Source organism: Acidovorax temperans (assembly GCF_028596105.1).
GTDB lineage: Bacteria > Pseudomonadota > Gammaproteobacteria > Burkholderiales > Burkholderiaceae_C > Acidovorax > Acidovorax temperans.
The window spans coordinates 4,333,004-4,351,506 of the sequence record NZ_CP117193.1; the positions used below are offsets into that span (position 1 = coordinate 4,333,004).

The 18,503-nt window shown below is 65.2% G+C and carries 12 protein-coding genes and 3 pseudogenes; 6 read left to right on the plus strand and 9 right to left on the minus strand.

Annotation, left to right across the window (positions count from 1 at the left end; genetic code table 11):
• Positions 1 to 3 precede the first annotated feature (3 nt).
• Positions 4 to 1,602, plus strand: coding sequence for an aldehyde dehydrogenase (NADP(+)) (locus PQV96_RS20330; protein WP_273624052.1), 1,599 nt, complete (start codon positions 4 to 6; stop codon positions 1,600 to 1,602).
• Entirely contained in the window at positions 1,599 to 3,356 is a 1,758-nt protein-coding gene (gene dld, locus PQV96_RS20335) for a D-lactate dehydrogenase (RefSeq protein ID WP_273624053.1), read from the plus strand. The genes PQV96_RS20330 and dld overlap by 4 nt, the downstream gene beginning before the upstream one ends.
• A gap of 192 nt (positions 3,357 to 3,548) precedes the next feature.
• On the opposite strand, the gene PQV96_RS20340 is transcribed toward dld, so the two are convergent.
• From PQV96_RS20340 to PQV96_RS20350, 3 genes are all read right to left on the minus strand, one after another.
• Entirely contained in the window at positions 3,549 to 4,829 is a 1,281-nt protein-coding gene (locus PQV96_RS20340; protein WP_273624055.1) for a TRAP transporter large permease, read from the minus strand.
• Positions 4,830 to 4,831: 2 nt separating this feature from the next.
• Positions 4,832 to 5,440 carry a TRAP transporter small permease gene (locus PQV96_RS20345; protein ID WP_273624056.1) on the minus strand — a complete coding sequence of 203 codons (609 nt, stop codon included), beginning with the start codon at positions 5,438 to 5,440 and terminating at the stop codon, positions 4,832 to 4,834.
• Positions 5,441 to 5,580: 140 nt separating this feature from the next.
• Positions 5,581 to 6,597, minus strand: coding sequence for a TRAP transporter substrate-binding protein (locus PQV96_RS20350; RefSeq protein WP_273624057.1), 1,017 nt, complete (start codon positions 6,595 to 6,597; stop codon positions 5,581 to 5,583).
• A gap of 421 nt (positions 6,598 to 7,018) precedes the next feature.
• Here PQV96_RS20350 and PQV96_RS20355 point away from each other — a divergent pair.
• Both PQV96_RS20355 and recQ read left to right on the plus strand, forming a co-directional pair.
• Positions 7,019 to 7,252: pseudogene (locus PQV96_RS20355) on the plus strand (helix-turn-helix domain-containing protein); the annotation flags it as partial.
• 167 nt (positions 7,253 to 7,419) lie between these two features.
• Positions 7,420 to 9,285: a DNA helicase RecQ gene (gene recQ, locus PQV96_RS20360; RefSeq protein ID WP_273625291.1), complete on the plus strand. Its 1,866-nt coding sequence runs from the start codon at positions 7,420 to 7,422 to the stop codon at positions 9,283 to 9,285.
• A 101-nt stretch (positions 9,286 to 9,386) separates the two neighbouring features.
• Here the strand turns inward: recQ and PQV96_RS20365 are convergent, their stop codons facing one another.
• The 5 genes and pseudogenes from PQV96_RS20365 to PQV96_RS20385 all read right to left on the minus strand — a co-directional run bounded on the left by PQV96_RS20365 (position 9,387) and on the right by PQV96_RS20385 (position 15,413).
• A complete protein-coding gene (locus PQV96_RS20365; protein ID WP_273624060.1) occupies positions 9,387 to 11,624 on the minus strand; it encodes an NADP-dependent isocitrate dehydrogenase in 2,238 nt (745 codons plus the stop codon).
• A 170-nt stretch (positions 11,625 to 11,794) separates the two neighbouring features.
• Entirely contained in the window at positions 11,795 to 12,511 is a 717-nt protein-coding gene (locus tag PQV96_RS20370) for an anaerobic ribonucleoside-triphosphate reductase activating protein (RefSeq protein WP_244939159.1), read from the minus strand.
• Complete coding sequence (nrdD, locus tag PQV96_RS20375) at positions 12,501 to 12,692, minus strand: anaerobic ribonucleoside-triphosphate reductase (protein ID WP_044397112.1); 192 nt, start codon at positions 12,690 to 12,692, stop codon at positions 12,501 to 12,503. The genes PQV96_RS20370 and nrdD overlap by 11 nt, the downstream gene beginning before the upstream one ends.
• 98 nt (positions 12,693 to 12,790) lie before the next feature.
• The gene (locus tag PQV96_RS20380; RefSeq protein WP_066787456.1) at positions 12,791 to 14,809 is read right to left on the minus strand and encodes a ribonucleoside triphosphate reductase; all 2,019 of its coding nucleotides are present in this window, start codon (positions 14,807 to 14,809) and stop codon (positions 12,791 to 12,793) included.
• 164 nt (positions 14,810 to 14,973) lie between these two features.
• A pseudogene (locus tag PQV96_RS20385) lies at positions 14,974 to 15,413 on the minus strand (hemerythrin domain-containing protein).
• A 372-nt stretch (positions 15,414 to 15,785) separates the two neighbouring features.
• On the opposite strand from PQV96_RS20385, the pseudogene PQV96_RS20390 reads away from it, so the two are divergent.
• Positions 15,786 to 15,911 (plus strand): annotated as a pseudogene (locus tag PQV96_RS20390) (helix-turn-helix domain-containing protein); the annotation flags it as partial.
• A 76-nt stretch (positions 15,912 to 15,987) separates the two neighbouring features.
• Positions 15,988 to 16,590 carry an RNA ligase family protein gene (locus PQV96_RS20395; RefSeq protein ID WP_273624064.1) on the plus strand — a complete coding sequence of 201 codons (603 nt, stop codon included), beginning with the start codon at positions 15,988 to 15,990 and terminating at the stop codon, positions 16,588 to 16,590.
• A 303-nt stretch (positions 16,591 to 16,893) separates the two neighbouring features.
• Here the strand turns inward: PQV96_RS20395 and PQV96_RS20400 are convergent, their stop codons facing one another.
• Entirely contained in the window at positions 16,894 to 18,327 is a 1,434-nt protein-coding gene (locus PQV96_RS20400; protein WP_273624065.1) for a diguanylate cyclase domain-containing protein, read from the minus strand.
• Between the last annotated feature and the right edge of the window lie 176 nt (positions 18,328 to 18,503).

The window sequence follows — 18,503 nt, forward strand, 5'->3', positions numbered from 1 at the left end:
GCCATGACCATGACCACGACCCTCACGGGCAAGATGCTGATCGGTGCCTCTGCGGTCGCCGGCACCGACGGAGGCCAGCGGGCCTTCAACCCCGCCACGAATGCCGAGATCGCCGAGCCACTGTTCGGCTTCGGCACGGCCGCCGACGTGGACCGCGCCGCCACCCTGGCCGCGGCAGCGTTCGACGAATATCGCGCGCTGCCGCTGGCACGCCGTGCGGCCTTCCTGGAGGCCATCGCCGACAACATCATGGCGCTGGGCGATACGCTGCTGGAGCGCGCCCATGCCGAAACCGGCCTGCCGATGGCGCGCCTGACGGGCGAGCGCGGCCGCACCGTCGGCCAACTGCGTCTGTTCGCCAGCGTGGTGCGCGACGGCCATTTCCTGCGCGCCACCATCGACCCCGCCCAGCCGCAGCGCCAGCCAATGCCGCGCGCGGACCTGCGGCTTGCCAAGGTGCCGCTCGGCCCCGTGGCGGTGTTCGGCGCCAGCAACTTCCCGCTCGCGTTCTCGGTGGCTGGGGGCGATACGGCCTCGGCCCTCGCCGCCGGCGCGCCCGTGGTGGTGAAGGCGCATGGCGCCCACCTGGGCACGTCCGAGCTGGTGGGCCGTGCCATCCAGAACGCGGTGCGCGAACAGGGCCTGCCCGAAGGCGTGTTCTCGCTGCTGATCGGCGCCGGCCGCAGCATCGGCGAGGCGCTGGTGGCCCATCCCGCCATCAAGGCCGTGGGCTTTACCGGCTCGCGCCAAGGCGGCCTGGCCCTGGTGGCCATCGCCAACCGCCGGCCCGAGCCGATTCCCGTCTATGCCGAGATGAGCGCCATCAACCCGGTCTTTCTGCTGCCCGCCGCCCTGGCGCAGCGCGCTGACGCCATCGGACAGGCTTTTGCCGACTCACTCGTCATGGGGGCCGGCCAGTTCTGCACCAACCCCGGCCTGGTGCTGGGCATCGACGGGCCGGATCTGGACCGATTCGTGCAATCCGCAGCTGAGGCCCTGGAACGCAAGAACGCGCAGACCATGCTGACCGCTGGCATCCATGGCGCCTACCGCAGTGGCGTGGAGACGATGGCCGCCACGCCAGGCGTGCAGCGGGTGGCCGAGGGCCAGACGGCGAGCACCTTACACAACGCCGCGCAGGCCGCGCTGTTCACCACCGACGCCCGTACCTTGATGGAGCAGCCTGCGCTGTCGTCCGAGGTTTTCGGCCCCGCATCGCTGGTGGTGCGAGCGAAGGACGCGGATGAGCTGATCGCCGTGGCCGAGCAGCTGGAAGGCCAGCTCACCGCCACCCTGCATCTTGAAGACGCGGACCATCCGCTCGCCCGCCGCCTGCTGCCGGTACTGGAGCGCAGGGCCGGCCGGTTGCTGGTCAACGGCTTCCCGACCGGCGTGGAGGTGTGCCATGCCATGGTGCACGGTGGGCCGTATCCGTCGACTTCCAACGCGATGTTCACCTCGGTGGGCGCCAGTGCCATTGACCGCTTCCTGCGCCCCGTGTGCTACCAGGACCTGCCCGACGCCCTGCTGCCCGAGGCGCTGCAGCAGGCCAACCCGCTGGGCCTCTGGCGGCTGGTCGACGGCGCGCCCGTCCGCGCATGACGGCCATGCCACCGGCCGCCGCCCTGGCACCCTCCGACCTGCTGGCCCGACTCAAGGAGATCGTCGGCGGCGGCCATGTGCTGACGGGCGATGCGTCCACGCGCCGTTACCGCAGCGGCTTTCGCTACGGCGGCGGCGACGTGTTGGCCGTGGTGCGCCCCGGCAGCCTGACGCAGCTGTGGCACACGCTGAAGGCCTGCCACGCCGCCGGCACCGTCATCCTCTGCCAGGCCGCCAACACAGGCCTCACGGGCGGCTCCACACCGATGGAGGGCGGCTACGACCGCCCGGTAGTGCTCATTAACATGCTGCGGCTCAAGCAGGTGGACCTGCTGCAGCGCGGCGAGCAGGTGCTGGCCCAGCCCGGCGTCACGCTCGAACAGCTCGAACGCAGGCTCAAGCCGCTGGGCCGCGAGCCGCATTCCGTGATCGGGTCGAGTTGCATCGGCGCCTCGGTGACAGGCGGCATCTGCAACAACTCCGGGGGCTCGCTCATCCGGCGCGGTCCTGCCTTCACGCAGTTCTCGCTCTTCGCTTGCATCGACGCGGACGGCCAACTGCGGCTCGTCAACCACCTGGGCATGGCACTCGGCGACGATCCCGAGCAGATCCTCGCCAACCTGGAGAGTGGCCGTTTCGCTCGCGACGACCTGCCGGCCGAACCCGGCCGCATGGCCTCTGACCGCGAGTACTCGCAGCATGTGCGCGACATCGATTCCAGCGAGCCTGCACGCTACAACGCCGACCCGCGCCGCCTCTACGAGGCCTCGGGCTCCGCCGGCAAGATCGCCGTCTTCGCGCTGCGCCTGGACACCTTCGCGGCGGATACGGACACCCGCGTGTTCTACATCGGCACCAACCAGCCGCGCGACCTCGCGGACCTGCGCCGCCACATGCTGGCCCGCTTCGCTTCCCTGCCCGTGGCGGCCGAGTACATGCACCGCTCGGCCTACGATCTGAGCCGCACCTACGGCAAGGACCTGTTCGTCTACATCCGCAAACTGGGCACCGCGCGCGTGCCGCTGGCCTTCGCGCTCAAGAGCCGTTTCGACGCGCTCGCCGAGCGCTGCGGGCTGGGGCGGAACCTGGCCGACCGCCAGCTGCAGCGGCTCGCCAACTGGATGCCCGAACACCTGCCTGCGCGCATGAACGCTTTTCGCGACCGCTACGCGCACCACCTGCTCTTGAAGGTAAGCGACGCGGGCATCGAGGAAACGCGTGCCTATCTGCAGACCTTCATGGCCGAACGCCCGGAGGCAGGCTTCTTCGAATGCAATGAAGAGGAGGCCGGCGCGGCCTTCCTGAACCGCTTTGCCGTCGGCAACGCCACCAACCGCTACCGGGCGGTGCATGCCGACACGGTGGAAGACGTGGTGGCGCTGGACATCGCGCTGCCGCGCAATGCGCTGGACTGGTTCGAGATCCTGCCGCCGGAGCTGGCCGCGCAGGTCCAGCAGCCCATGTACTGCGGACATTTCTTCTGCCACGTGATGCACCAGGAATACCTGGTGAAGAAGGGCGTGGACTGCGCGCAGTTCAAGGAGCGCGTGCTGGCGCTTCTGGACGCGCGCGGCGCGAAGTACCCGGCCGAACACAACGTCGGTCACATCTACCGCGCAGGCCCGGTGCTCGAGGGCTTCTACCGCAGCCTGGACCCGACCAACACCTTCAATCCCGGCATCGGCCAGACCTCGACGCGGCATCGCTGGCGGGCGGTTTGCTGCGACGAGCATCGCGAGCCGCCCGGCCGGTGATACCGCGGTCCTTCGGGCCGGGCCCTGGCGGTCCGGCCCTTTTTTTTTGGCGTCCGGCCCGCGCCCGTTCCGACCCGAGCGCCAACCAAGAAGAAACGGCCTGAAGACCTCTTGCGAGTCTTCAGGCCGTGAGCCCGGGGCGCCGCAGCGCTCCCGTCGACCGGCGCAGGCTCGTGCGCCCGGCGTCAGCCGTCACCCATGGAACCAGCGCGCAGGCCCCGTGACCAGGATGGGGAAGAAGATCATCAGGAACATGACCGCGAACTCGGCCAGCATGAAGGGCATCACGCCGCGCGTGACGTCGTCCATGCGCATCTTGCCCACACCGGCCACCACGTTCAGCACCACGCCCACGGGGGGCGTGATCAGGCCGATGGAGTTGTTGATGATGAACATCACGCCGAAATACACCGGATCGATGCCCGCCGCGTTGACCACCGGCATCAGGATGGGCGTGAGGATCAGGATGGTGGGCGTCATGTCCATCGCCGTGCCGACGACCATCACCAGTACCATGATGGCGGCCATCAGCAGGATCTTGTTGCCCATGAAGGGCTCCAGCAGGCCCACCACCTTGGAGGGCAGGTCGGCCACGGTGATGAGCCAGGCGCTGACCATGGCGGCGGCGATCAGGAACATCACGATGGCGCTGGTCTTGGCAGCACCCACGAAGACGCGGTAAAGCTGGCGCGGCGTGAGTTCGCGGTACACGAAGGTCGCCACCACGAAGGCATAGACTGCGGCCACCACGGCGGCTTCCGTCGGCGTGAACACGCCCATGCGCAGGCCGACGAGGATGATCACCGGCAGCAGCAGCGCCCAGCTGGCCTCGCGCGCAGCGGCCAGGACTTCGCGCATGGACTTGCGCGGCGGCGGCTGGATCTTTTCACGCCGCACCAGCCAGGCCCAGGTCACCCACAAAGCACCGCCGATCAGCAGGCCCGGCACGATGGCCGCCATGAACAGCTTGGAGATGGACACGTTGGCCGCTACGCCGAAGATGACGAGCCCGATGCTCGGCGGGATGACCGGGCCGATGATGCCTGTGGCTGCAATCAGGCCGCCAGCCTGGGCCTTGTCGTGCCCGGCCTTCACCATCATGGGGAGCAGCAGTGCCGTGAGCGCCGCCGCGTCAGCCACGGCCGAACCGGACAGCGCGGACAGCAGACAACCGGCCATGATGGTCACGTAGCCCAGGCCGCCGCGCACGTGGCCGACCAGCGACAGCGCGAGGTTGACGATGCGTTTGGACAGCCCGCCCTCATTCATGATTTCGCCGGCCAGCATGAAGAAAGGCACGGCCAGCAGCGGAAAACTGTCGGCCCCGCCGATCAGGTTCTGGATGAGGATCTGCGCATCGAACAGGTCCAACTGCCACATGAGGGCCACGCCACTGGCCAACAACGCGAAGGAAATAGGCATGCCGATGGCCATCGCCAGCAGCAGCGACACAAGAAAAACCGCGATGGTCATGATCAGGAACGTGTGGAGTGTTGGGAGCCACCAGCGGGGGCGGCGGGAGAGGTGCCGGGCGCGCCTAGCGACCCGTGCGGACCGAGCGCCTGGGCCAGGGCACCGGCTTCTTCGGACTCCTGGATGGCCACCAGCTCGTCCACCGACATCCGGCCTGTCAGCAGCCGGACGCCATCCGTCAGCAAGATGAGGGCAGCACACACGGCGAAGACCGCCCCGGCGGCATACACGATGGCCATGGAGGCGCCGGTGACGGGCGCTTCGGTGTCCCAGTTGATGCGCACCTGCGCCAGACTGCCTTCATACAACAGCCACAGGATGTAGAGCATGCAGGCGTAGCTGGCCGCCAGGCAGAGCTTTTTGCCCGCCACGGGGAGCCGCGACACCAGCATGTCCACGCCCAGGTGCGCCCGTTCTCGCAGGGCCACCACGGCGCCCAGGAACGTGATCCAGATGAAGAGCCAGCGGGCCACTTCTTCGGAGATCGCGATGCCGGAGTTGAAGCCGTAGCGCAGCACCACGTTGCCGAATACCAGGATCACCATCAGCGCCAGCATGAGCGCGATCAGGAATTCGAAGATGCCGCAATAGATGTCGATGATTTTTCGCACGAGATCGTCCCCTGAGCGAAGGTCGCTGTGTTGTTATGGTTTTTAAGAAAGGCCGAAGCCACCGGCCAGTGCGCACATCCGTGCACGCGCACAGACCGGCCGAAGCGCGCTTGCACGCCGCGACCGGGCGCGCCTGTTGGTTATTTCTGCTTGATCTTCTGCAGTTCGGCGAAGAAGCCGCGCGTGATCGCCGGGTCGTACGTGGCGGCGAACTTGTCGGTGACGGGGCGCACCACGGCCTCCATGCGCTGCAACTCGGCGGGGCTTACGTCGTTGATCTTCATGCCCTTGGCCTTCACTTCCGCCATCGCCGCGGTGGTCGCCTGGCGGCTGAGCGCGCGCTGGTAGGCCTGCGCCTCTTTGAAGGCGGCCTGCAGGATCTGCCGCTCGCTGTCGGAGAGCTTGTCCCAGAAAGGCTTGCCGGCCAGCACGATCAGCGGGCTGTAGACGTGGTTGGTGTTGCTGGCGAACTTCTGCACCTCATAGAACTTCGAGGTGTCGATCAGCACGTAGGGGTTCTCCTGGCCGTCCACGGCCCGCGATTCGAGCGCGCCGTACAGCTCGCCGAAGGGCAGCGGCGTCGGGTTGGCACCCAAGGCCTTGAAGGCTTCGATGAACACGGGGTTGGGGATCACCCGCAGCTTGAGCCCTGCGAAATCCTCTGGCTTCTGGATGGGCCGTGCGCTGTTGGTGACGTTGCGAAAGCCGTTCTCCCAGTACCCCAGGCCGATGAGACCCTTGGCGGGCAACCGCTCGAGTAGCGCGGCGCCAGCAGGCCCGTCAAGCAGCGCTTCGGCCTGCGCCGTCGTGGAGACAAGGAAGGGGAAGTCCAGCAGGCCGAATTCCTTGACCACGGACGCGAGCGAAGTGGTGGTAGGGATGAAGAGTTCCTGCGTGCCGCCGCGCAGCGCGCCCAGCTGCTGGGCTTCGTTGCCCAGCTGCGAGGCGGGGAATTCCTTGATCTTCAGGCGCCCACCGCTCTTTTCGGCCACCAGTTCGGCGAACTTGCGTGCGGCTTGCGAGATGGGAGCATCCGGCTGGGCCTGGTGGCCCACGCGGATCGTGCGGTCGGCATAAGCCTGGGCGGCCGCGTGCAGCGACACGCCCGAAACGAGCAGGGCCACCGCGAGGCGGCGCAGCGAGGTGATTTTTTTCATGACAGTCTCTTTCATTATTTTGACGGGTAAGCAGCTGCGGGCTGCCATCCGCGTGTGCGAATGCGCCTGCCGCCAGGCAGTTGCGCCGGCCCGTGGGGGGCCATGGCGTGACGGCCGGTATTTGCGCAATTCAAGTCTAGTGGCCGCAATTTGCGAAATGAACTGACGACTGGGGATATGGATATAGCCACAAGCAATACCAGGACGGGCCTTGGCAGCCATGCATGAGTCCGGGTCGATGGTGTGCACGGGCTGCAAAGCTATTGCACGCAAGGGCAGAGCGGCGGCGGAGCGCGCAATGGAGCTTCATCGCAGTGAGGGTCTGACTGGCCGGCAGCGCGATATTTCAAGCCTTTTCGGCCCTTAGCGCTTGGCGGCCTCAAATCTGAAGTGCAACACCCCCTTCAGAATAAAGGCCTCCATGAGCAAAAGAACCTACGAGCAGATCACAGAATCGGAGCGCCACGCGATTGCACTGGGGCTGCAGCAAAAGCAAAGCCTGCGGGCCATTGCCCGCGCTCTAGGCCGCAGCCCCAGCACCATCAGCCGCGAGATCCTGCGAAATGCAGGAGGCAAAGGCTACGTCAGCCGCTTTGCCCAGCAGCGCTGCCGTATCCGCCGACGCGCCCCGGTGGACGAGCCCACGGCCCGGCGGTGATAGACGCCGCCGCGCGGGGCGTAGCACCCGGCGCACAATACGCGCTTCGCCAGCGGCACGCCCGCCAAGAAATATCAGTCAAATTAGCCTCTAGCGCTTTATTTATAAGCGCTGATAGCTATCAAATTCAGAGTCACCGCTTGTCTTTCCGTCCATCTTCCGCGCTGTCGCCTGCCCAATCGGTTTTGCAGGATGTCTTTGGCTACGAGGAGTTTCGCGGCCCGCAACAGGCCATCGTTGAGCATGTGATTGCGGGCAGTGACGCGCTGGTGCTCATGCCCACGGGCGGCGGCAAGTCGCTGTGTTACCAAGTGCCAGCCATCGTGCGCCAGCAGCAAGGGCGCGGGGTGACGATCGTGATCTCGCCGCTGATCGCGCTGATGCACGACCAAGTGGGTGCGCTGCACGAAGCGGGGGTGGATGCGGCGTTTCTCAACTCCACGCTCGACTTTGACGCCACGCAGGACGTGGAGTGGCGGCTGCAAACCGGCCAGATCACGCTGCTGTATGCCGCGCCCGAGCGGCTGAACACGCCGCGCTTTCTGGGCCTGCTCGACAGCCTGTACGACAGCGGCAACCTGTCACTGTTTGCCATCGACGAAGCGCATTGCGTGAGCCAGTGGGGCCATGACTTCCGGCCCGAGTACCGGGCGCTCACGCTGCTGCACGAGCGCTACCCGCAGGTGCCGCGCATTGCACTCACGGCCACGGCCGATGCCCTCACGCGCGAAGACATCATCGAGCGCCTGCAGTTGCAGGATGCGCGCCTGTTCATCAGCAGCTTTGACCGGCCCAACATCCGCTACACCATCGTCGAGAAGAAGGATGCCACCACGCAGCTGCTGCGCTTCATCGAGCGCGAGCATTCGGGCGAGGCGGGCGTGGTGTATTGCCAGTCGCGCAAGCGCGTGGAGGAACTGGCGGCCACGCTGAGCGATGCAGGCATCAACGCCCTGCCCTACCACGCGGGGCTCGATACCAAGGTGCGCCAGAACCACCAGGACCGCTTTCTGCGCGAGGAAGGCATCGTGATGGTGGCGACGATTGCGTTTGGCATGGGCATCGACAAGCCCGATGTGCGCTTTGTGGCGCATGTGGACATGCCCAAGAACATCGAAGGCTACTACCAGGAAACCGGCCGCGCGGGCCGTGACGGGCTGAACGCCGACGCCTGGATGGCTTATGGCCTGCAGGACGTGATGAACCAGCGCCGCATGATCGACGAGAGCCCGGCGGGTGAGGAGTTCAAGCAGGCGTTGCGCGGCAAGCTCGATGCCCTGCTGGCCCTGGCCGAAGCCACCGACTGCCGCCGCGTGCGGCTGCTGGCCTACTTTGGTGAAGCCTCCACGCCCTGCGGCAACTGCGACAACTGCCTGAACCCGCCCGCGGTGTGGGATGCCACGGACGCCGCACGCAAGCTGCTGTCCACCATCTACCGCGTGCACCAGGCCAGCGGCATCGGCTTTGGTGCTGGGCACATCATGGACATCTTGCGGGGGAAGAAGACGGACAAGGTGGCGCAGTTCGGGCACGACAAGCTCTCCACCTTCGGCATTGGCGCGGACCTGACCGAGCCGCAACTGCGCGGCGTGCTGCGCCAGCTGATTGCTACCGGCGCGGTGGGCTTGCAAAAGGTGATGCTCGAGAGCGGCATGAGTTTTGACACGCTGTGCCTCACCGATGGCTCACGCGCTGTGCTCAAGGGCGAGGTGCCGGTGCAACTGCGCGAATCCGTCTCGGCCGCCGCGCCCAAGCGCACACGCAAGAGCAGCGCTCCCCCCGCCGCCGCTGCCAACCTGGGGCCAGACGCGCAGGTGCGCTTCATCAACCTCAAGGCCTGGCGCGCCGAGGTGGCCCGCGAACACAACCTGCCCGCCTACGTCATCTTCCACGATGCCACGCTGGCAGCCATTGCCGAGCGCAACCCCGCTTCGCTGGACGACCTGCAGGGCATCAGCGGCATGGGCGCGAAGAAGCTGGAGGCGTATGGTTCTGAAGTGCTGCGGGTGTGTGCGGCAGCGGCCCAATGAAACAAGCACCCACCATGAAAAAGAGGCGCTGCAAGCAGCGCCTCTCAGGCTGAAAACTCGACGTTGAGGGCCCGCAAGCCCTCAAGACGCCCAGTTGCTCGTCAGCCCAGCACGGCCTTCAGTGCGTTGTTGAACGTCTGGCTGGGGCGCATCACGGCGTCGAGCTTGCTCACGTCGGGCATGTAGTAGCCACCGATATCGACAGGCTTGCCTTGCACGGCGTTCAGCTCGTCCACGATCTTCTGCTCGTCGGCAGCCAGCTGCTTGGCCAGAGGCGCAAACTTGGCGGCCAGTTCGGCGTCTTCGGTTTGTGCGGCCAGCTCTTGCGCCCAGTACAGGGCCAGGTAGAACTGGCTGCCGCGGTTGTCCAGCTGGCCGGTCTTGGGGCTGGGGTTCTTGTTGTTGTCCAGCAGCTTGCCGGTGGCGGCATCCAGCGTCTTGGCCAGGACCTTGGCCTTGGCGTTGCCGGTCTTGATGCCGAGGTCTTCCAGCGACACGGCCAGTGCCAGGAATTCACCCAGCGAATCCCAGCGCAGGTGGTTTTCTTCCACCAGCTGCTGCACGTGCTTCGGAGCCGAGCCGCCTGCACCGGTTTCGTACATGCCGCCGCCAGCCATCAGAGGCACGATGGACAGCATCTTGGCCGAGGTGCCCAGTTCCATGATGGGGAACAGGTCGGTCAGGTAGTCGCGCAGGATGTTGCCGGTGGCGCTGATGGTGTCCAGGCCACGGATCACGCGCTCCAGCGTGTAGCGCATCGCACGCACCTGGCTCATGATCTGGATGTCCAGGCCGGTGGTGTTGTGCTCGTGCAGGTACATCTTCACCTTGGTGATGAGCTGCGCCTCGTGCGGACGGTACGAGTCGAGCCAGAACACCACGGGCATGCCGGAGTTGCGGGCGCGGGTGACGGCCAGCTTCACCCAGTCGCGGATCGCGGCGTCCTTGGTCTGGCACATGCGCCAGATGTCGCCTTGCTCCACGTTCTGGCTCAGCAGCACTTCGCCGGTGGCCAGGTCGGTGATGTTGGCCACGCCGTCTTCGGGGATCTCGAAGGTCTTGTCGTGGCTACCGTATTCCTCGGCCTGCTGGGCCATCAGGCCCACGTTGGGCACGGTGCCCATGGTCTTGGGGTCGAACGCGCCGTGCCACTTGCAGAAGTTGATCATCTCCTGGTAGATGCGGGCAAAGGTCGATTCGGGCATCACCGCCTTCACGTCCTTGAGGCGGCCGTTGGCGTCCCACATCTTGCCGCCGTTGCGGATCATGGCGGGCATGGAAGCGTCCACGATGATGTCGTTGGGCGAGTGGAAATTGGTGATGCCCTTGGCGGAATCGACCATGGCCAGCTCGGGGCGGTTTTCGTGGCAGGCGTGCAGGTCGCGCTTGATCTCGTCGCGCTGGCTTTGTGGCAGCGATTCGATCTTGGTGTACAGATCGACCATGCCGTTGTTCACGTTCACGCCCAGCTCTTCAAAGGTCTTGGCGTGTTTGGCGAATGCGTCTTTGTAGAAGATGCGCACGCAGTGGCCGAACACGATGGGGTGCGACACCTTCATCATCGTGGCCTTCACGTGCAGCGAGAACATCACGCCGGTCTTGCGTGCGTCTTCGATTTCCTTTTCGTAGAAGGCCAGCAGGGCCTTCTTGCTCATGAACATGCTGTCGATCACTTCGCGGTCGAGCAGGCTGACCTTGGGCTTCAGGATGATGGTCTTGCCGCTCTTGGTGATCAGCTCCATCTTCACGTCGCGGGCGCGGTCCAGCGTCATGGACTTTTCGCCGTGGTAGAAGTCGCCAGCGTGCATGTGCGAGACGTGCGAGCGCGAAGCCTGGCTCCACTCGGCCATGCTGTGGGGGTTCTTGCGGGCGTATTCCTTGACGGCCTTGGGGGCGCGGCGGTCGGAGTTGCCTTCACGCAGCACGGGGTTCACGGCAGAGCCGATGCACTTGCCGTAGCGGGCCTTGATTTCCTTCTCTTTGTCGTCCTTGGGCTGGTCGGGATAGTCGGGCAGCGCATAGCCCTTGGACTGCAGCTCGGCAATGGCCGCCTTGAGCTGAGACACCGAAGCAGAGATGTTGGGCAGCTTGATGATGTTGGCATCAGGCTGCAGGGTCTTCTTGCCCAGTTCGGCCAGCGTGTTGGGCACGCGCTGTTCTTCCTTCAGGTACTCCGGAAACTCCCCCAGCACCCGTGCTGCGACCGAGATGTCGCTCTCGGTCACGTTGATACCCGCCGGGGCCGTAAAGCTGCGAACGATGGGCAGGAAAGACGCAGTGGCCAGGCGTGGCGCTTCGTCTGTCAGGGTGTAGATGATGGAGGGTTGCTGTGTACTCATGACTTGTCTCGAGGAACAGGAGTGGAAAAGCCACCGGCCCGCAAAACAGACCAGCGACAGCGATCAAATTCGAATGGTCTCCGATTCTGCTTGCGCCGGGCTGTCTAAATGCCCTTTTTTTGCAATGGATTCTCATAATGCAAAAAAACAGCCATCGGAGGCCAGTTTTTTTACCCAACAGCCCCTCTTTGGCCGCCCCGAACCTCAAAACGCGGGATTTGCGCCCCCACCGGGGCCGCCACGGTCGAGGGCGTCACATCGGGCGCGCCGGGGACACGGCGGCAAACCTGCACGGCCCAGTGGCGCACGCCCTGGCCAGCCAGCTGGTCGCCCAGGGCCTGAAGTTCTTGCGCCTCATACAGCCCGGCGTGCCAGGTGGTGCGGCATTCAAACGCGACGGGGCTGGCCTGCAAAAGGGTCAGCGATTCAAACGCACGGGCACCGCTGCCCGGCACGCCGGTGATGTCGGCATAGCGGTGCTCTGGGCCTTTGATGTCGAGCCCCACCCAGTCGAGCAGGGGCAGCACAGCGGCTAGGCGCTCGGGGTACATGCCGCCGGTGTGCAGGGCCGTGGCAAAGCCCAGGGCGCGCACTTCTTCCAGCGCCTGCGGCAGGCCCGCTTGCAGGGTGGGCTCTCCGCCCGAGAACACCACGCCGTCCAGCAAGCCCTGGCGCTTGCGCAGGAAGGCCAGCACCTGCGGCCAGTCCATCTCGGCGGGCGTGGTGGCGTCGAGCAGTTCGGGGTTGTGGCAATAGCTGCAGCGCCAGGGGCAGCCCTGGCAATACAGCACGGCCGCCAGCCGACCGGGGAAGTCGATGGTGGTCAGCGGCGTGATGCCGCCAATGCGCAGCGTGTGCGCCGGGGCAGGGCTGGGGTTAGCGGGCACAGCCGCGCTCGCTGAAGAACTGGCGCTCGTGGTGCTCGCCCTGCTTGCCGGTGTTGAAACTGGCCACGGGGCGGTGGTAACCCATCACGCGGGTCCACACCTCGCAGGGCTGGCGTTCGGCGTCGGTCAACTGCACGGCGGCGGCCAGGGCGGTGTTCTCGGTGGTGGAAACGTGGGTCATGGCAAAACTCCTTGGTGGGTGGTTGGGAATGAGGTTGCTTCAAAAACAATAGCTGGTGGCGCTTGATGGATAAGCGCTAGAGGCCTATTTGGCTTGTACTACGCCGCCAGCTGCGCACGCTTGGCGGCCAGCCGCTCTTCATCGCAGCGCGGGCAGAACGGGTGCTCGCCCGCCAGGTAGCCGTGCGTGGGGCAGATGGAGAACGTGGGCGTGACGGTGATGTAGGGCAGGCGGAAGTTGGTGAGCGCGCGTTTGACCAGCTCGCGGCAGGCGGCGCCGCTGGAGACGCGCTCGCCCATGTACAGGTGCAGCACGGTGCCGCCGGTGTATTTGGACTGCAGCGCCTCTTGCCGCATCAGCGCCTCGAACGGGTCGTCGGTGAAGCCCACGGGCAGTTGCGAGCTGTTGGTGTAGTACGGCTGCTCGGCCGTGCCCGCTTGCAAGATGTGGGGCCAGCGCTTTTTGTCTTCTTTGGCAAAGCGGTAGGTCGTGCCCTCGGCGGGCGTGGCTTCCAGGTTGTAGAGGTGGCCTGTTTCTTCCTGGAACTGCGTCATGCGTTCGCGCACGTGGTCGAGCAGGCGCAGGGCCAGCGCGTGGCCAAAGTCGCTGGTGATGTCTTCGCGGCCGTGCGTGAAGTTGCGCACCATCTCGTTGATGCCGTTCACGCCCAGCGTGCTGAAGTGGTTGCGCAGCGTGCCCAGATACCGCTTGGTGTAGGGGAACAGGCCCTGGTCCATGAGCCGCTGAATCAGCTTGCGTTTGGTCTCCAGGCTCTGCTTGCCCAGTTCCATCAGGCGGTCCAGCGCGGCAAACAGGCCCGCCTCGTCGCCCGCGTGCTGGTAACCCAGGCGTGCGCAGTTGATGGTGACCACGCCCAGACTGCCCGTCTGCTCGGCGCTGCCGAACAGGCCGTTGCCGCGCTTGAGCAGTTCGCGCAAATCCAGCTGCAGGCGGCAGCACATGGAGCGCACCATGTTGGGCTCCAGCTCCGAGTTCACAAAGTTCTGGAAGTACGGCAGGCCGTACTTGGCCGTCATGTCAAACAGCCGCTCTGCGTTCTCGCTCTCCCAAGGAAAGTCCCTGGTGATGTTGTACGTGGGGATGGGGAAGGTGAACACGCGGCCCTTGGCATCGCCCGTGGTCATCACGTCGATGTAGGCGCGGTTGATGAGGTCCATCTCTGCCTGCAGATCGCCGTAAGCGAAGGGCATTTCTTCGCCTGCGATCACAGGCACCTGCTCGCGCAGGTCGTCGGGGCAAGTCCAGTCGAAGGTGAGGTTGGTGAACGGCGTCTGTGTGCCCCAGCGCGAGGGCACGTTGAGGTTGTAGACCAGCTCCTGGATGCACTGGCGCACGGCGGCGTAGTCCATGCCGTCCTTGCGCACAAACGGCGCCATGTAGGTGTCGAACGAAGAGAACGCCTGCGCACCCGCCCACTCGTTTTGCAGCGTGCCCAGAAAGTTGACGATCTGCCCCACGGCGGAACTCATGTGCTTGGGCGGCCCCGCCTCCACCTTGCCGGGCACGCCGTTCAGGCCCTCGTGCAACAGTGTGCGCAGCGACCAGCCCGCGCAGTAGCCGCTGAGCATGTCAAGGTCATGGATATGGATGTCGCCGTTGCGGTGCGCCTCGCCGATCTCGGGCATGTAGACATGCGAGAGCCAGTAGTTGGCCGTGACCTTGCCCGCCACGTTCAGGATCAGCCCGCCCAGCGAGTAGCCCTGGTTGGCATTCGCGCTCACGCGCCAGTCGGCCCGCGTGAGGTATTCGTTGATGGAGCTTTCCACATCCACCAGCGTCTGCCTGTCGGCGCGTAGCGTGGCGTGCTGCTCGCGGTAGACGATGTACGCGCGCGCGGTGGCCAGGTGGTTGGCGGCGATCAGCGTCTGCTCGGCCACGTCCTGGATCTGCTCCACCGTGGGCGCTTCGCCATGAAAGCGGTGGATCAGCACCTTGGTGACCTGCGCGGTGAGCAGCGCGGCTTCTTCGGCGCCGTATTCACCCGAGGCCTGGCCTGCGCTGGCCAGTGCGGCGCGGATGCGTTCTGCGTCAAAAGGAACGCGCTGACCGCTGCGCAAAACGACCTCGCGGGGCAAGGTAACAAGGGTGGATGCCATGGGTTCGACCAATCTACGAAACGGAGTAAAAACACTACCTATGGTGTCCACGATACCCATCAAACACCATAGGTAGTTTGACCCAACACAAACGCACCGGTAAGCGAGGGTAAAAAAAGCCGGCCCACAGGCCGGCGAAAGCAATGCGCGCGGGCGCGGCGCTGTCAGGCGTGCACGGCCTCCTGCTCCTCGATGCGGGGATAGAAATCGTGGTCCTCGCGCTGCATGCGTTCGTACACCTTGCGCAACACCACGTTGGCTTCGGCGCGGAAGCCCTTCTCGTCGGTGCGCAGGCTTTCGGCCGTGTTCCAGCGGCGCGCAAAGGCGTCGTAGGCGCTGGCGATCGGGCCCATGTCGCTTTGACTATGTCGCTTTGATACTGGCGGCCCATGCGCGCCAGGCTGGCATTGCCGCTGCGCTGCAGGGCGGGGTACAGCGCCTGGTCTTCCACCGCCAGATGCAGCTTGATGGTGCTGCTCATGGCAACGATGCGCTGCGCGATCTCGGCCGCATTGCGCTCCACCCCGGCGTGGGTCAACTGCCGCAGCAGATCGATGCTGCGCAGGATGTCGAGATGCTGGTGCTTGAATTTGTCGATGTTCACGGAAGGACTCCTGGGGTGTTGAAACGGGCACGGCGGGTGGTGCGCCAAAGCGCACGCGCCACACCGATGGGACACCCTTCCATCGCAAGCTTCAGGCCACCGCACCATGCGTTATGAATCAGAGGCTTGCAGGCATCACGGTCATTTTCACCATCACTATTCATCGTTCAAGATACCCATCCATGGTGATAAGAGCGGCTAACAAAACTCAGCGAAGCGGTTCTGGCTAGGCGCTGTGTCGTAGGCAGTACGAGCAGTACGACAAGACACAGCAACGACGCCAGAAGAGTTTTGTTAGCCGCTCTAAATACCCTGGCTGTGGAAGCCGTCTTTGCCGACCTGGTGACCGAGCAGCCGCAAGCCGTGCGCCTGCAGCGCCAGTGCATCCAGGCCGCCCTCGCCCGCCGCGGCGGCAACCGGGCGGGCGCCGCCCGCGCGCTGGACATCGACGCGAGCAACCTGCACAAGCTGGCGCGCCGCCTTACGCTGAAGGATTAGCTATTAAAAACATAGCTGCTGGCGCTTTCTGCATAAGCGCTGCGGGCCATTTTGCGGCGCGCCGCGCGACGACAAAGTGCTCTTGCCCGCCGAGGCCGAGGACCTCCTCAGCGGCCCCGTGGTGCTGGAGGAAAAGCTCGACGGCGCCAACCTGGGCTTTTCGGTCTCGCCCGACGGCGTGCTGCGCGCGCAGAACCGGGGCCAGTACCTGCCCCAGCCCTTCCACGGCCAGTTCGCCCGCCTGGGCCCCTGGCTGGCCGCGCACGAAGACAAGCTCTTCGACGCCCTGGGCACGCACCTGGTGGCCTTCGGCGAATGGTGCGCCGCGCGCCACTCGCTCGACTACGCCACCCTGCCCGACTGGTGGATGCTGTTTGACGTGTACGACCGCCAGGAGCAGCGCTTCTGGAGCACCACGCGCCGCAACGCCTGGGCCGCAGAGATGGGCTTCAAGACCGTGCCGCGCCTGTACGCAGGCGAAGTCACGCTGGACCAGTTGCGCGACTGGGTGCACGCCCACGACAGCCAGTTCCGCCAGGGCCACCTCGAAGGCATCGTGGTGCGGCGCGAGAACGCCGACTGGCTGGAGAGCCGCGCAAAACTGGTGCGCGCGGACTTCACGCAGACGATTGAGGCGCACTGGAAGAGCCGGGCTCTGGAGTGGAACCGGGTGGTGTGAGCGAAAAGACGCCGCTGATGCACAGGGCGTGGTGATTTACATCAAAATGGCCTCTGGGGATGTCCTGCATAACTCCCTGCGGTCCGTGATAGCGCGGCCTCGGGCAGTCCGCTGCGTTGCTTTTCTTGCCAATAGCCCGGCTATTGGCTGCAAAAAGACGCATTGCAGCCGATCCCGATCCGCACTACCACCGACTCGCGAGGGTTATGCAGGACATCCCTAGCGCTTATACAGCAAGCGCCAGCAGCTATCATTTTTGAAAAACCCACCACGCATGGCGTGTGCCCGCCGCCCGTGTGCAGATCAGCCCGCAGCGGCAGGGCCCGACGCACACTGGATCCGGTTACGGCCCTCTTCCTTGGCCCGGTACATTGCCGCGTCGGCCCGGTCAATCACTGTGTTCTGGCTTTCATCACGCCCACGGAAAACCGCCACGCCAATGCTGGCGGTGCATTCATGCCGAATGGACGGGGCGGAGGGCGCGGACTGCAGCACGTAGGGCTCGGCCAGGCGGGTGCGGGCCTTCTCCGCGATGGCGACCGCCTGTTCGGCGGCCTCGCCGGGTTGCGTGCTCAGTTCGCTCTGCAGCACAACGAACTCGTCGCCGCCAAAGCGGGCCACGGTGTCGGCTTCGCGCACCCAGGCTTTCAGGCGCTCGGCCACTTCGATCAGCAGCAGGTCGCCCACACCGTGGCCATGGGTGTCGTTGAGGGGTTTGAAATTGTCGAGGTCAAGGAACAGCAGAGCGCCATGGCGCTGGCTGCGTTTGCTGGCCGACATGGCCTGCTCCAGGTGGTTCAGCATCAGGCGGCGGTTGGCCAGGTGGGTCAGAGGGTCGTAGAAGGCGAGCTGGTGGACCTGTTCTTCCAGGCGCTTGCGCTCGGTGATCTCGCGGGTGATGCCGTGGTAGCCGATGATCTCGCCCTGCGCGTTTCGCTCGGGCTTGGACAGCACCTCGCCCCAGATCCGGCGGCCGTCCTTGCAGCGGTGCTGCACCTCGAAGTTCAGAAACCCGACCGGCGTGCCGGACGCCTCTTCCTGCACGCGGCGCGCGATCATGGCTTTGAGCACGGCCACGCCTTCTTCGTTGAACATGTCAAACACATGGCGGCCCACCACCTCGTCGGCCCGAAAGCCGCGCAGGCGTTCGTCTGCCGGGCTGATGTAGGTGAGGACGAGCTGGCTGTCCGTGCGCCACAGCACGTACTGCGCGTCTTCGGTGAGCAGGCGGTACAGGTCCTGGCTTTCTTGCAACGCCTGGGTGCGCTCGGCAACCAGGGCCTGCAATGCACTGTTTTGCTCCTTCAGACTTTGGAGGGGGAACACCTCACCATCCTGCACGCTTTGGTAGGGGATGGAATAGCTGCAGTGCGCGATCAGCCAATCAGCACCTTCCAGACGGAAGACCAGCACCAGCCGCGCCACCTCCTTGGCAAGTTGATGCACGGCACTGGGCAGGTGGATGTGGAAACAGGCGGTCGCGACAACGACGTCGTCGCACAGGTCCTGCAGTGCAAGGTCGAGCATTTCGATGCGGATGCGGCCCGGCACCTGCGCAAAGTCCTGCCGTGTGATGCGCACCCATTCCTCGCGGTCACGGATCAGCCGACTGTCGCTGCCGGAGTATCCGGTGACGCTCTGGCTGAAGCGCGCGGTGAGCCGGTCGTCCCGTGCGGCGTACATCTCGATGTAATCGTCGAACAGCTCACGGATCTTGCGCTGGCGTTCTGGGTGCATGGTCTAAAAATCCTGGCGCTCGGGCTTTTTCCGGGACATCGGCCCTGGCTGCTGCAATGTCTCGCGACGATACGCCTTGTTACTTTTCATCGCCACCCGCCAGTGCAGCGAATGTAGGCGTGAGGCGTGTACCGCAAAAATGGACCTCGCCGTGCGACATTTATTGCCACAATGCC

What these genes read in the sequence shown, in the direction of transcription:
- PQV96_RS20330 (WP_273624052.1), top strand. Translation starts at nt 4, where the DNA reads ATGACCATGACCACGACCCTCACGGGCAAGATGCTGATCGGTGCCTCT.
- dld (WP_273624053.1), top strand. Translation starts at nt 1,599, where the DNA reads ATGACGGCCATGCCACCGGCCGCCGCCCTGGCACCCTCCGACCTGCTG.
- PQV96_RS20340 (WP_273624055.1), bottom strand. Translation starts at nt 4,829, where the DNA reads ATGACCATCGCGGTTTTTCTTGTGTCGCTGCTGCTGGCGATGGCCATC.
- PQV96_RS20350 (WP_273624057.1), bottom strand. Translation starts at nt 6,597, where the DNA reads ATGAAAAAAATCACCTCGCTGCGCCGCCTCGCGGTGGCCCTGCTCGTT.
- PQV96_RS20365 (WP_273624060.1), bottom strand. Translation starts at nt 11,624, where the DNA reads ATGAGTACACAGCAACCCTCCATCATCTACACCCTGACAGACGAAGCG.
- nrdD (WP_044397112.1), bottom strand. Translation starts at nt 12,692, where the DNA reads ATGACCCACGTTTCCACCACCGAGAACACCGCCCTGGCCGCCGCCGTG.
- PQV96_RS20380 (WP_066787456.1), bottom strand. Translation starts at nt 14,809, where the DNA reads ATGGCATCCACCCTTGTTACCTTGCCCCGCGAGGTCGTTTTGCGCAGC.
- PQV96_RS20400 (WP_273624065.1), bottom strand. Translation starts at nt 18,327, where the DNA reads ATGCACCCAGAACGCCAGCGCAAGATCCGTGAGCTGTTCGACGATTAC.